This is a genomic window from Mucilaginibacter sp. 5C4 (assembly GCF_034345625.1).
Lineage (GTDB): Bacteria > Bacteroidota > Bacteroidia > Sphingobacteriales > Sphingobacteriaceae > Mucilaginibacter > Mucilaginibacter aurantiaciroseus.
The window spans coordinates 2183172-2199511 of record NZ_CP133775.1; the positions used below are offsets into that span (position 1 = coordinate 2183172).

Consider the following 16340-nt stretch of genomic DNA (forward strand, 5'->3'; position numbering starts at 1 on the left):
GAAGGAGAAAAGCAATAACCTGTAAACCGACGGCTATCGGCTTACAGGTGTCCCGGAAAAACCGGGGTTTTAAATCATCGTGTAAATCATTAAAACATTTAAAAGTATGAATATTTCTGCAAAAATGCGGAAACCGGAGACATTGTGTATGTACCTCTCGGGTTTAACAGTATCGAATAAACAAATTATCCGTCAATTAATGCGTGTTAGCGTTGTCGTCACATTAATTATTTCAACCACTTTCCAAGTGCTGATGGCCACCTCGACCAAAGGGCAGAATATGCACACAGATAAAGTGACTATTAGCTTACAAGACGAAAGCCTGTCCAGCGGCCTCAAAAAGATTGAGCAGCAAACCTCCCTGCGTTTTTACTATCGTAAAGCGGATATTAAAACCCTTACAGGTTTAAACATGCCATTGGGCACAAGGACGGTAGAACAAACTTTACAGGAGTTGCTGCAAAATACTTTTTTCTCTTTCCGCCAGATTGATGATAATATATTACTGGAAAAAAATAGCCAGCAAAGCGGATATGAAATTACTGGAAGAGTTGTTGATCTCCATCGCAAAGCAGTCGAATTTGCTACTATCAGCATCCAAAAGGTTAGCAACAATCAAAAGGTACAAACAACCCAAGCTGATACAAGCGGGCATTATAAACTTATGGTTTCGGAAAAAGGGGATTATCTGATCAGCATTTCGGCGGTGGGTATGGATAGCTTGTCAGTTGCATTGACTCTATCAGAAAAAATAGTTGTGCAGATTCCAGATATAGTGCTTAGTCCAAATACTAAACAATTGAAAGAAGTAACGATTACAGGCAAAAAAGCGTTTATAGAACAGAAAATTGACCGTACAGTTGTTAACGTAGGGGCTATAATTTCAAATGATGGTGCGAATGCATTGGAGGTTTTAGAAAAGTCACCAGGTGTAGTTGTTGATGGTACAGGCAAAATCAATTTTCGTGGAAAATCTGGTGTTTTAGTATTGATCGATGGTAAACCCACATATCTTTCCGGGGATAATTTAACTTCTTATTTAAAAACCCTGCCTGCATCATCGTTAAATCAGATAGAACTTATGGATAATCCACCTGCTAAATATGATGCTTCCGGAAATGCGGGCGTAATCAACATTATAACTAAAAGATCTAAGGCAGCTGGCTTTAATGGTTCTCTATCGGCCAGTTATGGGCAGGCAGATTATGGGCAAACAAGTGAAAGCCTAAATTTGAATTACAGGGTAAACAAATTGAACCTCTTTGCAAATGCATCATATGGTATTAATAAAATCTACCGGCAGATAGACATCGACCGCAATTATTTTGATAATAATGGTAACGCTACTTCCGGCTTTGAACAGACCCAATACGTTAAAGTAAAAAATAACAATACCAACCTTAAATTGGGTATGGATTATTACCTGAGTTCTAAAACGACATTGGGAGTTGTTTTTACAGGTTCGTTGTCTCCTTCAACATTAGATAATCCATCTGAAAACAAGTTATATAATGGGAACCAAGTGTTAAATTCGGTTGTTATAGCGCAAAACAACAGTAAAAGTCATTTCACGAATGGTGGTGTTAATCTAAATTACAGCCATAAATTTGATAGCATTGGGAGATCTCTTACTTTTGATCTGGATTATTTAAAATATGATACCCGTAGTAATCAATCGTTTTTAAATCAAACCTATAATCCGGCAGGAATATTAACAGCTACACAAGTTATAACAGATAATTTACCCACTAATATCAATATTTATACTGCAAAAGTTGACTATTCGAACCCGTTAATAGGTAACGCAAAAATTGATGCCGGGCTTAAAAGCAGTTATGTAAATACAGATAATGCTGCCAATTATTTTGATGTTAACAACGGCTTAAGCACTATTAATTATAATCTTTCAAACCAGTTTTTATATAACGAAAATATTAATGCCGCATACATCAACTATAGTAAGTCCATCAAACGGTTCTCATTGCAATCTGGTCTTAGATTAGAGAATACTAACGCCAATGGATATCAGTTAGGCAATAAGTTACATGCAGATTCCGCTTTTGTAAGGCATTACACTAATCTTTTTCCAACTGTTTTTGTGCTTTATAAATTAGACAGTGCCGGAACCAAAACACTGGTGGCTTCTTATGGAAGAAGAATTGGCCGACCGTATTATCAAGATCTGAACCCTTTTATCTTACTGGCTGATAAGTATACGTACTCAGCAGGTAATCCTTATTTACTATCTCAGTTTTCTGATAATTTCAAACTTGCTTATAACTATAAAAGTTTGTTTAGCACAGCATTATATTATAATCATATCAGTGATTTGCAAAGTGAATTAGTAAGGCAGCAGGGTAATGTATTTATTGACGCGACTGGTAATATAGGCACCGCCACTTATATTGGAGCATCTGTAAACATATCGTTAGAACCCACTAAATGGTGGTTCTTAAATACTTATATGCAAGTATTTCGGACATATTTCGAGGGGCAGTTGTATGCATCCTATTTGAATCAGGGACTAATCTTTGGAGAAGGAAACATGACCAATCAATTCACACTTCCAAACGGATGGAGTTTAGAGTTAAGCGGCAATTATGTAATGCGTAGAACAACGGGCCAGCAAATTAACTACCCCGTCGGACAATTAAATGCAGGTATACAAAAAAAGATATTGCATAATCAGGGATCGATCAGACTAAACGGGCGTGACATATTACATACCTATACATCAGACGGCATTATAAATTTTATTCCAAATGCCACAGCCTCATTTAGAAACCGCTTTAATTCACAGATATTCACCTTAGGATTTAGTTACAATTTTGGTAAAGCGGTAACCAATAAAAAACGAAATATTGGAAGCGCTGATAGCGAGAAAGGGCGGGTAAAGAACTAATCGGTTAGTATTAACCTATAATTTTAAAAAATCTAATTTTCAGGGAAATAAGAAACAGGTGAACTTCCTGGAGACACAAAAGGAAAATTGAGGTTTCTAGATAATTCCTATCTAATTAGCTAAATTGTGGGGCGTGAAGATAGTTTGAATTGATCTTGCATAACTTAAAGGAAATCATTAAATTTGCATTAGTCACTGTTAAAGAGTATGTGAGTAAAACAGTGAGTAGTTCTAAAAAGTCTCCATCAACTTATTGATATATAGTTATTTGCGGAAAGGATTAATCGTCCTGCCATCCCGACTAAAGCGATACCAATCGAAGTCGAAACCCCTTAAATCGTATGATTTAAGGGGTTTTTTGTTTTATTCCACCCCAAGTTATTCAAGTAAAATCAAAGAAAATGAGACCTATTCGGTTACCCATTTTTATTTTCTACGTTTGGGTCACCAAAATCATTGCAATATGCTGATAGTCAATTAATTGATTAGTTTATTTTTGGTTTGTTTTGATGCCTGTTTTTTAACCAATCCGGTACCCCTATTCAAAAAGGGACATCAAAGTAGCCAAATCCATGCTTTTGTAAATTATTAAATTGAATAGCTATGAGTACCACAAACAACACCTTTGGCGTTGCTTTTTATCTTAAAAAGCAAAAGACCACACAAGCAGGCAAATCACCAATTTATGCCCGCATTACCGTAAATGGAAAGCGTATCGAAATATCCGTCAAACGCTCAATTGAGGAAAACAACTGGAATGCCAGCAAAGGAATGGCAAAGGGAAGCCGCGAAGAGATCACGAAACTGAATAAATATCTTGACCAATTTAAAGCCGGAATTATCGACAGTTACCAGCAACTTTCTTTTCAAAGGAAGTTAATTACCGCAGAACTTTTAAAAGAAAAAGTTACAGGTGCCGATCAGGAAGGATTTACGATCTGTAAATTAATGGAATATCATAACTCCGATCAAGGGCAGCTATTGGAGCCAGGCACGATGAAGAACTATTATAGGACTGGATAGTGTATATACCTATGTTAGTCCTAATTATAACCATAATTTCAGCTTCGGCACAACCACACTGGCCGGGTAGTATTTTTCCATCACACTTTATCCTGATGATAAGAAAATTTGTGAAGAAATTGGAATGAAGTGTTTTGAAGCTCCAGAGCGGCTTTTTCGCGCAACGCTACGCAAACATGACGGGAGCGGCGGGTACGTGGTGACCCAATGGGAAATGCAGGCAATGGTTGATCATATAGGCCAGCCGCGAGGACTCTTTTGTATCGGCTATAATATACCCCGTTTTGTTCATACGCAAGCTAAGTTGGATCAGGCCGAAACGCAATTGGATGAGCGGGAACTTTATTAAGGAATGTAACGTAAAAGACGGTAACCTGAGTTATAAAAAGTTGTCTTACATGCTTTGTTTCTGTTGTCGTTTTTCCGGCAAGCACATGCTGCTCGCAGGGCTGTCTATGTTCATTTATTTTGGAGCATTCGCCCAAAAAGAAAGCCTTAAGTTTTATCATATCACGACAGAGCAGGGACTGACGCAGATCAACGTGAACTGCGTCAGGCAGGATAGCCGCGGTCTTATGTGGATAGGCACACGTAACGGCTTGAACCGTTACGATGGTTACCGTTTTACCACTTTTCGAAATGACGCTAAAAATCGTAATTCCATCAGCAATAATATGATCAATGACATGGTGGAGGATAAAGCAGGCAATATTTGGCTTGCCACGCAAGAAGGGCTGAACAGGTATAACAGAAAGTTGGGATATTTTACCAGGTATGTTCACGATGACCGGGATCCAAAATCCATCTCTACCAACCTTATAAGCAGGCTGGCTTTGGACAGTTCGGGCAATATTTGGGTAGCTACACAAAATAGCGGACTTGATTATTTTAACCTGAAAAAGGGAACTTTCCAGCATCATCTGCATGATGATGCTGACCCGATGAGTATTGCCGATAACAATGCACGGACCATTTTTATTGATTCCCGCCAAAAAGTTTGGGTAGGCACCGCCTCGGGCGGATTAGCCGTTTACAATTCGAAAAGAAATAGCTTTGACAAGGTTATGGGAACGTCGCCCGGCATATTAACCGCTAAAAATATTTATTGCCTGTTTGAGGATGATCAGAAACGCTTATGGATCGGATCACAGGATGCAGGATTATTCAGGTACGATCAAGGCATGAACAGGTTTACACACTATCAGCACCTTGAGGGCGATACGGGGACGCTGTCCAGCGATGCTGTATATAGCCTGGGCAATGACGAAGCAGGCAACTTATGGGTTGGAACTGAAAACGGAGGCCTGAGTATTTTGAATAAGCGCACGGGCAGGTTTGATACCTATATGCACGACGAAGTGGATTATAACAGCCTGAACGGTAACTCGATCTACAGTATTTGCAGGGATCGAAGTGGAAATATGTGGCTTGGCGCATTTGGCGGGGGAATAAATCTTTTCCGGAAATCCACAGCTAATTTTGCGCTTTACCGGCACAATGCATCGCCAGGAAGCCTCTCTAATAATTTTGTGCTGGATATATCCCAGGACAGCAGGAGGCGTATTTGGTTGGGGACAGATGGGGGAGGTTTAAATCTTTTCAACCCGCTAACCGGCAATTTCAAAAATTACAAAAAGCCTGCCGACGGGCAAAACGGTATTACCGGTAACTTTGTACTGGTTGTTGACGAAGATCATAGCGGGAAGATATGGATAGGTACCTGGGGAGACGGCGCCAGTATCTTTGATCCGCGTACAGGTGTTTTTACCAATCTTAAACGAGACGAGAAAAAGCCCGATGGTATTGGCGGTAACAATATTTATAATTTGCTACATACCCGCGACGGGAAAACGTGGCTCAGCACGTTTAATGACGGGCTGGATCAGTACGACCCTGCTACAGGCATTTTTAAACACTACCGCTATAACCTGCAAAATCCCGACGGTCTGGGCAGCGATCGCATCTATGCACTTTTTGAGGACCGTAATGATAAGCTTTGGCTGGGTACCTCCGATGCAGGACTTGACCTGCTTGACCGCCGCAAAGGGACCTTTGTGCATTATAAACACCGGGAAGACAGGAACAGTATCAGTAATAACGGGGTGACAGAAATATTTGAAGACAGTAAAAGTCGGCTTTGGTTAGGTACTTTATCAGGGCTTAACCTTTTTGACCCGGTTACCGGGCATTTTACCATTTTTGGTAAAAAGGATGGTTTGCCCAGCGACATCATTTATGCCATAAGGGAAGACGCAGAAGGCATGTTATGGATCAGTACCAATGGCGGTCTGACACAATTTAACCCTCGTACAAAAATATTTAAAAATTATAGCACTGAAGATGGGGTCCAGGCTGATGAGTTTAAACCCCATTCAGCACTGAAAACAAGTGACGGCAAACTTTACTTTGGCGGGGTAAACGGGTTTAATGTGTTCGACCCCGGTAAAGTTATCAATTCCAAGGGGTTCGCACCAATAATACTCACTTCGTTCTCATTGTTTAATAAGCCGCTCACAGTCGCGCAAAACGCAGGTGACCCTTCGCCGCTAAAAAAAGACATATCTGAGATCAGGGCCATAAAACTCAACCACAAACAATCCGTGTTCTCTTTCGAGTTCGCAGCGCTCGATTATGCCTCACCGGATAAAAAGGAATACGCTTACCAGTTAGAAGGCTTCGATCCGGAGTGGAATTTGGTTGGAAACAAAAATTCCGCATCCTATACAAATCTTTCTCCGGGTGTCTACCGGTTAAAACTCAAATATCAAAACGCCTCAGGTGACTGGTCACCCGTAACAATGGCGCTCGTTATCGATATTATTCCCCCGTTCTGGATGACCTGGTGGTTCCGTACGGTCATCATTATTGCTGCCGTTAGTGCCGTGTATGGTCTGTTCCGTTACCGCATCCGGCTGATTAACCGGCAAAGGGGTCAACTGGAAAAGCAGGTCAAGGAACGTACGGAAAGTCTGGCCCGTTTAACGATAGAAGAACGGAAATCACGTGAAGAGGCTGAAGAAGCAAGGGAGGAGGCAGAAAAAGCGAGGAAAGATGCTGACGACGCCAATAAGGCCAAAAGTATATTTTTAGCGACAATGAGCCATGAGATCAGAACACCGATGAACGGTGTTATCGGGATGGCGACGCTGTTATCAAATACTAAATTAACAACCGAACAGGAGGAATACACCGATACGATCAGGAGTTGCGGGGATTCTCTGTTAAACGTTATCAATGATATACTGGATTTTACGAAGATCGAAACGGGTCATATGGAACTGGAAGCGCATGATTTCGATTTGCGCGACTGCGTAGAAGGGGTCCTGGGTATCTTTGCGGAAAAAGCATCCAGGCAAAAGCTTGACCTGGTTTACCAAATGGCACCAAACGTACCTCCCCGTATCATCGGCGATCCCTTGCGTCTTGGACAGGTTTTAATTAACCTGGTTGGAAATGCCATGAAATTCACTTCGAAGGGAGAAGTATTTATTGATATTCAATTCGCCGGTGTCACAGAAAGCGACCTGGTATTGCAGTTTTCTGTACGGGATACCGGCATTGGTATCCCCGCCGACAAACTGCATAAATTATTTAGAGCATTCTCACAGGTTGACTCCGGAACGACCCGCAAATATGGCGGTACCGGTTTAGGCCTCGCGATCAGCGAAAAGCTGATCAACCTGATGGGGGGAACCATATCGGTAAGCAGCGAAGCGGGATCGGGAGCAACATTTACATTCACTGTTCAGGTGAAAGCGGGACAGAAAAGCGAACGAACGTACGTTAACTTAAATACCGATGCCCTTAGATTAAAAACTATCCTCGTCGTAGACGATAATGACACCAACCGTAATATCCTGATGACCCAGTTAAAACAATGGGGTTTTTTGCCTTTGGCTGCCTCTTCAGGAGAAGAAGCGCTTGAGCTGATAAAAAAAGACAATTTCGATCTCGTAATCACCGATATGGATATGCCGGTCATGAACGGGGCTGAACTCGCCCGACGCGTTCGTGTAATGCAAAAGAAATTACATTTGATATTGCTTAGTTCAATAGGTTATGATCGTTTAAAAACTGATGCGGGCTTATTCGATGTGGTAGTGACAAAACCGGTCAAACATGATTTACTATATAAACAGATCATAGACCAGTTAAGGGATGAGGAGGCTGCGCCGAGGCCCGTACAAACTTTACCCGGCCAGCTGACCTTAGAAATGGCCCAACGTTTTCCATTGGATATCCTGATCGCGGAGGACAATATGGTCAACCAAAAAGTGATCATGCACATCCTTAAAAAGATGGGGTATTCACCCGATCTCTCTGCTAATGGCCACGAAGTCCTGGAGGCCATAGCGCGGCGTAGGTACGATATGATCTTGATGGACATCCAGATGCCGGAAATGGACGGGCTGGAGGCGACCCGTTTTATCCGGGAACATCTCAGCGAACAGCCCGTTATCGTGGCTATGACCGCCAACGCCATGGTGGAAGACCGTGAGGCCTGTCTTCAGGCCGGCATGAATGACTATTTGAGTAAACCAATGAAGCTTGCCGAGATCATCGCCGTTCTGGAGAAATGGGGTCAAAACATAAAAAATTAACGCCTGATAAGTTTTATGAGTTATAGTGCATCAAAAGGATTTAGATTTATTTAAGAAGCTTAAAATACTTTCAAATGCAAACTACAAGGTAAAGATTGCTTTTATAAGTACTATACGAGCCGGTAATTGATGTATGACTATTAGAAGAAAGAATCAGAATATTGTAATTTTTGATATTAAAAATATTTGCCCCACTTAGTTCCAGATCCAAATTGGTGTCTTTGATCTGATACCTGATGTTTGCGTCAACAAAATTGTAGTTTACGCCATGTCTTGTCCTGATATAGCTTGTCACTAAAGACAAGAAAATGAAAGCAGTATCAGTAAAAAAGAAGAAAGTCGCAATTGTTGTTAGGCGGAAGCCATTTGATAAGGTCGATGAGCAGACCAAAATAAAGATTGTCGAAGAAATAAAAACTGGGATGATCAGTTGCCTTGGGGCAAGCCGGAAATACCGGGTTCCAAGAAACACCATAAAGGCATGGGCAGGTAAGCTTAATTTGACTACTTTGCTGAATGTCAACAATTCCTCAGCGCTTCCCGGGATGACCCAAAGTCAGGAATCAAAGTTACTCGTAAAGAAGATACATGAGCTTACTAAGGCATTAGAGCTATCTCAATTAAAGAACCTTGCCTTGGAAACGATGATCGAGGTAGCTGAAAGTGACCTACATATCAAGATCCGAAAAAAGCGTGGTACCAAACAGTCTTAAGAATGCGGCAAAAGCGGCCAGAATACACCCTGGTAGCTATTTGTGCACTGTTTGGTGTAAGCCGTCAGGCTTACTATTTAGCTCATCATAAGGCTGCCAGGACAAGCATAGCACATATGGTTGTGTTGACATTGGTTGGTGAGTTCCGTGCTGCTGTTCCTATGCTTGGAACCAGAAAACTATTACATATGCTCATTCCGGAGATGGAAAAACATGATATAAAGATGGGCCGGGACCTGCTGTATGACCTGCTACGTTTCCACGGCTTATTGATTCGCAGAAGAAGACGCATGGTGAAAACAACAGATTCTCATCACTGGTTAGGAAAATATCCTAACCTGATCACGCACCTAACCGTATCAGCACCAGAGCAGCTCTGGGTAAGTGATATAACTTATATCCGTACGTTGGAAGGCTTCAGCTACCTGAGCCTGATCACAGATGCCTATTCCAGAAAAATCGTTGGATATGCCCTGCATCCCAGCCTGGAAGCAGTTGGATGTATTGGAGCCCTGGAAATGGCAGTAGACGGAAGGAAACGGCTATCTCCATTTATCCTGATACATCATTCTGACCGAGGAATACAATACTGCTCCCAGAATTATACAGCACTGCTAAACCAGGATAGGATCGCCATTAGTATGACTCAAAGCGGCAGTCCTTATGAAAATGCACTTGCCGAGCGCGTTAACGGAATTATCAAGAATGAGTTCTTTCCTAAAAAGGTTTATCAGAACCACAAGGAAGCAAAGAAATGCATTGTAGCAATCATTGGTCATTATAACGATAGGCGTCCACACGCAAGCTTAAATTACCATACACCGGAGCAGGCTCATGGCATGTCCGGTGAAATCAAAAAGCGTTGGAAGGGATATCCACGCCCCAAAAAAGGAAAGGAGGAAAATCAGGTTACTGGCATTTAAGACCGTGCTGGCAAAAAGAAAAAAAGAAGCAAAAAAGAAAAACGCATTAGGATATGGAAAACTGAAGGAGTTTCCCACATCCTAACACGCTAATAATAACAATAAGAGGTAAGCTTTCAGCTATTAAGAAAATAAAAGGCGTACCCTTGTAAAGTAAAAGCAGGACTAATGAAATATCGGTGTAAACCGATTCCAGTATTACTACTCAAAAACGACAAGTAAAACCAGGACGAGACACGGAACTGGACATTCCGGGGCCATTGACCACCTGATTCCGTGAATGCGATAAATCGATTCCGTGACACTTTGACCAGGCTAATTTATTGACTTATAACAATGACTTTGAAAATTCATTAAACAAATCGGTGCCCTAAAGTCTACGGAATTGTATGGTCAAGCCTTTCGGAATCTCCAGTACACGAAGCAGTTATGTTTTTGAAAGGCTTTTTCGCTTTCTTAAACAAATTTAAAATCGTAACAATACATCATTAGGTATTTTTTTATTCGAGATAGGAATAATAACCAAAAAATGTTGAATCAAAACCTTCAGTGCTTTTCAATTATTCAGCTTTTAAAGGTGCTTTATTACGATAGGCCCAACCGAAAATAAGAGGAAAAACCCAAAGGCTAAATATCATGGCGCAAAGTATGCCCCCAATAACAACACGGGCTAATGGCCGAGAGCTTTCTGAACCAATACCATGTGAGATTGCTGCGGGAAATAAACCTATCGCCGCCATTAAAGCCGTCATCATTACGGGTCTTATACGGGAGTTTACGCCCAGCTTTATAGCAGTATAAAGATTAACGCCCACTTTCATGTTCTCTAAGTTATATTTGAAAATAGTGATCAGCAAAACACCGTCCTGAATACAAATACCAAACAAGGCAATAAAACCGATACCTGCAGATATACTAAAGTTAGTGCCTGTAACAAACAAGGCAATTATACCACCCACAATTGCAAATGGTACGTTTAAAAATACCAGCGCTGCATCTTTAATGTTGCCGAACATGATGAAAAGTAGCAACATTATTAACGCAAGGCTTATTGGGACTACTTGGGTTAAGCGTTTTTGTGCACGTTGCTGATTCTCAAAATCGCCCTGCCATGCAATATGATAACCCCTGGTTAATTTCACCTTGTCGGCTACTTTTTCCTGCGCTTCTGCAATGGTACTACCCATGTCCCGGCCCCTTACAGAAAACTTAACGGTGGAGTATCGTTCATTACCATCTCTAAAAATTAAACAGGGTCCGGTTTTCTGGTTAATTGTAGCTATCTGCTTAATGGCAACCTTTGCGCCATTTTGAGTTGGTACAAGCAGGTTACCAATATCGGCAGGGCTCTTGCGGAAAGCTTCCGGGAACCTTATTCTGATATCAAAGGTCCTGATACCTTCATATAACGTAGATGCAGCCTGGCCGCCAATGGCCATAGAAATCACCGAGTTAGCGTCAGCAGTGGCAACACCATATTGTGCCATTTTTTGCTGGTCGAGCTGTATATCCAATTCCGGCAAACCAATGCTTTTAAGTACGCCGAGATCTGTTATACCTTTAACATTTTGTAAAATATGGTAAACATCATTCACCTTATTTTCCATGTAATTTAATGAGTCTCCGTAAATTTTAACTACGATAGATCCTTTAACACCAGATACGGCCTCTTCCACATTATCACTTATCGGCTGAGAAAAATTAAGGTCGGTGCCAGGTAATTTGGAGAGTTTGGCGTTCATCTGGCTGATCAGCTCCTCTTTAGTTATTTTTGGTTCCCAGTCATCTTCCGGGTACATCAACACATCAAATTCATTATTGTAAAAACCGGCAACATCTGTACCGTTATCCGGCCTCCCGGTTTGCGAAACTGCATACTGTACCTGTGGGAAAGTCATCAATATTTTTCGAACTTGCTTTGAGGTTGCCACAGATTCATCGAGCGAAACGCTGTAGGGCAACTGCACTCTAAGCCAAATGGCACCCTCATTTAACTCGGGCAAAAATTCGCTGCCTAGAAATTTAAATGAAAACAGACCGATACCCATTGCTATTAAGGATACTGTTACAACAATTTCTTTTGCTTTAAAAGCCCTAATAAAGCCCCCCAGCATAAAGGCGGTTAGGTGGTGTACAAAAGCATTGTGTTTTTCGTGCACATTTTTTTTGAGCAAAAGGCTTATTAGTACCGGTACAAGGGTAAGCGTTGTTATTAGCGCACCAAGTAATGCAAAACCTAACGTATAGGCCAACGGCGAAAATAATTTACCCTCAACCTTTTGAAAGGCAAACACCGGCAGTAAACCCGTTATAATGATGAGTTTTGCGAAAAAGATTGCCTTACCCAGAACTGCACCATTATTTTTGATGAGGCCAAGTTTTGCAATTTTGTTGAACCTATCCATACCGAGCTCTACGGCCCGATGATCCAGTATCACAAACATACCCTCAACCATTACCACGGCACCGTCTATAATAATACCGAAGTCGACTGCGCCAAGTGATAACAGGTTTGCCGACATACCCATTAAATGCAGGCATATAAACGCGAACAATAATGCCAACGGAATTATTATTGATACAATAAGTGTAGTACGCCAGTTAAACATAAATAGCGACACCAGGAAGGTAACAAGTAAAATACCCTCTATGAGGTTATGCAGAACTGTATGAGTTGCGTAGTTGATGAGGTTAGTGCGATCATAGTAAGGCACTATCTTTGTATCTGCCGGTAGTACATCATTATTTAATTTATCTATCTCTGTTTTTAAGGCCTGTACAACCTCAGTGGGGTTCTCACCCTTACGCATTACAACAATAGCCTCCACAGCATCGCCATCATCTGTAATGCGCCTTTTGCCATTCTTGTCAACAATAGCATCACTACGGCCTACCCAGCCTAACCTTGGCAGGTTTGATATTTCAACATTTGCCACATCCTTCACCAATACCGGTACCCCGCTGTTATTGCTTACTATGATGTTTTTTATTTCATTGATGTCATTTAATAATCCCAATCCCCGAACTGCGAAGGCCTGGTTGTTCTGTATTATCATGTCGCCGCCAACATTAATGTTGGTTTTTTGCACGGCAGTGAAAACATCGAGCGGAGTAATGTTTAGAGTGGCGAGTTTCTCAGGGTTTACTGTGATTTCATAGGTTTTGGTTTTACCACCAAAACTGTTTATATCACCAATACCGGGGATAGCCCTTAGCCGCCTGTCTATTACCCAATCCTGTATTGTTTTTAATTCCCTAACATCCCTTACAGAGCTTCTGAGCGTGTACCTGAATATTTCGCCGGTCGGCCCTACAGGGGGCTGCACAGAAGGGTTAATGCCGGTTGGCAGCGTGGCGTTATTTAACAAGTACATTACCTGTTGCCTTGCCTCGGGGTCTTTTACGCCATCATCAAAAATTACCTTTACGTAGCTTAACCCAAATATACTTGTAGAACGCAGGCTAACCTTTTTCTGTACGGGGTTAAGGGCTATTTCTATTGGTATGGTAACCAGTTTTTCAACAGCTTCGGCGCTTTGGCCGGGCCATTGGGTAATAATATCTATCTCAGTATTAGTTACATCCGGGAATGCCTCTATGGGCATCTGTATAAAAGTTATTACGCCGGCAACCACCAATAATCCGGCTAAGGCCAAAATCAGAAACCTATTTTTTAAAGAGAACCCTATAAGCCCCTTAAGAAACTTAGTCATTTAATATGATTGATTAAGTAATTATTAACTATTTAATGAGCCGTATATAAGTATCGCCTTAGATCCAATTACACGGTCGCCGGGTCTTATGCCTGTTTTTATGTAAGCTGTTTTACCGTTTGTACTTATTACGCTAACGGCACGTATCTGTACGTCTTTTTTCCCCTTTACTATAATTACATAATATTGGCTATGGTCAAACACCAGCGCGCTGCTGGGTACGGCAATTGCCTGCTCATTTTCTGTATTATTTACAGTTACCGTTGCAAACATTTGAGGCTTTAACAAAAACCCGGGGTTATCTAACACTACGCGCATTTTCATAACCTTGGTGTTTGGGTCGAGAACGCTCATTAGTTTATTTACCCGTCCTTTAAAAACCTTATCCGGATAGGTTATTGTGGTTACATCAGCTTCATCGCCCTGGTGCACTTTGGCAATATTTTCTTCATAAACGTTAGCCTCTATCCAAACATTTTTAAGGTTAGAAACCGTAAACATTGGCGATGAATTATCTGTACGGATAACCATACCGTTGGTCACATTTTTTTGAACTAAGAAACCATCAATAGGTGATTTAATGATGTACTCGCCGCCGGTGTTATTGCCATTAATACTTAAAACGCGTTTTGCGGCTATTTGGGCAGCCAATGCCTGCTCATAATTAACCTGGGCACTGGTAATCTCAACTGTAGAGGCAAGGCCGCTTTTAAACAAGTCGCGCTGCTGATCCAGCTGTTTTTTGGTTAGCAGTACATTAGTCTGGGCATTTACGAGAGCTGTAGAGTAGTTAGCCATTTCACTACTTTTTATAACACCTAAAACCTGGCCTGCTTTTACAAGGTCGCCGGGCATAACATTAATATTTTGTATCACGCCGCTTGCAAGCGGGAAGATGTTCGATACCTTGTCAGTGTTAAAATCAACCGAGCCGTTAAATTTTATGGCATATGAGATATTTGCCATTTTTACGGTATCTACCTCTATCGTATTCATAAGCGAATCCGGTATTACATAAGGCTTCCTTACATCGTCGGTATTTTTATCGCTATGGCAAGCACCCAAAGCAGCAATTAGCAATAAAGCTGCTATGCTGTGTACGCTGTTAAATATATATGACTTTTTCATTTATTGCTGATTAAAAAAAGCAGTACCGGTAATAAAGTTTAATTGCTCTAATGCTTCAATGCGGCTTAGTTGCAGGTTATTAACCTCCAGCGTGTTAGTTTTATATGATTCATAAAAATCTATGAACTCTAACAGGCTGATGTTCCTGAACTGATAGTTTTTGTAAACTTCAGCTATGAGATGAGTAAAATCATGCTTAAACTGCGGATCGATACCTGCATTCAGCTTCTCGAGCCTAAGAGCGGTTTTGTATGTTGCAGCCAAGGTTGTCTCTATTTGTAACTGCTGATTTTGCAGTTGTACCTTGCTTTGATCAATAGCAATTACCGCTTGCTTTATAACACCCTGATTGCGGTTGAAAAACGGAAGGCCAATGCTAAGGCCACCGCTCACGTAGTTACTGTTAAAAGAGCCGTACTTATCGTACCCTAATGATAAAGAAACATCTGGTACCGCATTGGCTCTTTGCAGTTGCAGGTTCATGTTGTTATAATCAACCTGTACACGTGCGCTTTTTAGATCATAACGGTTAACTAATGCAGAATCTAACATACTGCTATACCCAACCTGCGCAACATTTTGATTATTGCCGGTAACAGAATCTACGAGGGGTAAAACATAAGTGCCAGGGGCTGCCTTAATTAGTATTTTTAATTCGCTTTGGGTGGTATCAATGCCTGTTAAAAGGCTATTATATTCGGCTTGTAGTGAATATAGTTGGGATTGTATCCTTAATACTTCTTTTTGAGCGATGTTGCCTTTTGCATATTGCTGCTTAAAAGCAACCAACGTTTTTGTAAGGGAGTTTATCTCCTGATCATATACTTTTGCAGATTGTTGTTGATAATAAATGGTATAAAAATCGTTACGCAGAGTATATCTTAAGGTGCGTATCAGATCAAAAAATTGATATTTAGCTTGTTGTACACCAATATTGGCGAGCTGGATGTTTTTGTTGCGTTTACCAGCGGTGGTAAAAAGTTGTGAAAAACCTACCGATTGATTTTTATAAGCATCATGGGTATCATTAAGGATACCATTATTGAAATTAAAATCAGGGTTGGGAAATAATTTGGCAGTTATTACCTGAGCACTGGCATTATCAATATTGTATTTTTGCGCTATAAGCGTAAGATTGTTGTGTAAGAATAACGTTTCTACCTGTTTTATATTAATTTGCAACGTATCACCGGAAGATGCCTGTGCAAAAGCACAGGCACTTACAGCCATATACCACAATTGAATAGGAACCAGAACGCGAACAAATTTTCGGTGCATAGTTTATTTGTTGATACAAAACTATGGTGCACAAATTAGAGCGGTATTATAACAGGATT

Annotated in this window: 8 protein-coding genes; 5 read left to right on the forward strand and 3 right to left on the reverse strand. The window is 41.1% G+C overall.

Features of this window, described 5'->3' with window-relative positions; genetic code table 11:
• Positions 1 to 106: 106 nt before the first annotated feature.
• The 5 genes from RHM67_RS10410 (at position 107) to RHM67_RS10430 (ending at position 10162) form a co-directional block, all read left to right on the forward strand.
• Positions 107 to 2902, forward strand: a complete 2796-nt coding sequence (locus RHM67_RS10410; protein WP_322232149.1) for an outer membrane beta-barrel protein — start codon at positions 107 to 109, stop codon at positions 2900 to 2902.
• A 603-nt stretch (positions 2903 to 3505) separates the two neighbouring features.
• Complete coding sequence (locus tag RHM67_RS10415; RefSeq protein WP_322232150.1) at positions 3506 to 3925, forward strand: Arm DNA-binding domain-containing protein; 420 nt, start codon at positions 3506 to 3508, stop codon at positions 3923 to 3925.
• 455 nt (positions 3926 to 4380) lie between these two features.
• Positions 4381 to 8526 carry a two-component regulator propeller domain-containing protein gene (locus RHM67_RS10420; RefSeq protein ID WP_322232151.1) on the forward strand — a complete coding sequence of 1382 codons (4146 nt, stop codon included), beginning with the start codon at positions 4381 to 4383 and terminating at the stop codon, positions 8524 to 8526.
• Between the two features lie 308 nt (positions 8527 to 8834).
• Positions 8835 to 9239, forward strand: a complete 405-nt coding sequence (locus RHM67_RS10425) for a hypothetical protein (protein WP_322227398.1) — start codon at positions 8835 to 8837, stop codon at positions 9237 to 9239.
• A gap of 2 nt (positions 9240 to 9241) precedes the next feature.
• Positions 9242 to 10162 carry an IS3 family transposase gene (locus RHM67_RS10430; RefSeq protein WP_322230892.1) on the forward strand — a complete coding sequence of 307 codons (921 nt, stop codon included), beginning with the start codon at positions 9242 to 9244 and terminating at the stop codon, positions 10160 to 10162.
• Positions 10163 to 10722: 560 nt separating this feature from the next.
• Here the strand turns inward: RHM67_RS10430 and RHM67_RS10435 are convergent.
• From RHM67_RS10435 to RHM67_RS10445, 3 genes are read right to left on the reverse strand one after another with little or no spacing between them, the layout of a single operon-like run.
• Positions 10723 to 13875, reverse strand: a complete 3153-nt coding sequence (locus tag RHM67_RS10435) for a CusA/CzcA family heavy metal efflux RND transporter (protein ID WP_322232152.1) — start codon at positions 13873 to 13875, stop codon at positions 10723 to 10725.
• A 24-nt stretch (positions 13876 to 13899) separates the two neighbouring features.
• A complete protein-coding gene (locus tag RHM67_RS10440; protein WP_322232153.1) occupies positions 13900 to 15003 on the reverse strand; it encodes an efflux RND transporter periplasmic adaptor subunit in 1104 nt (367 codons plus the stop codon).
• Positions 15004 to 16281: a TolC family protein gene (locus RHM67_RS10445; protein ID WP_322232155.1), complete on the reverse strand. Its 1278-nt coding sequence runs from the start codon at positions 16279 to 16281 to the stop codon at positions 15004 to 15006. It lies immediately after the preceding gene.
• Positions 16282 to 16340: the final 59 nt, after the last annotated feature.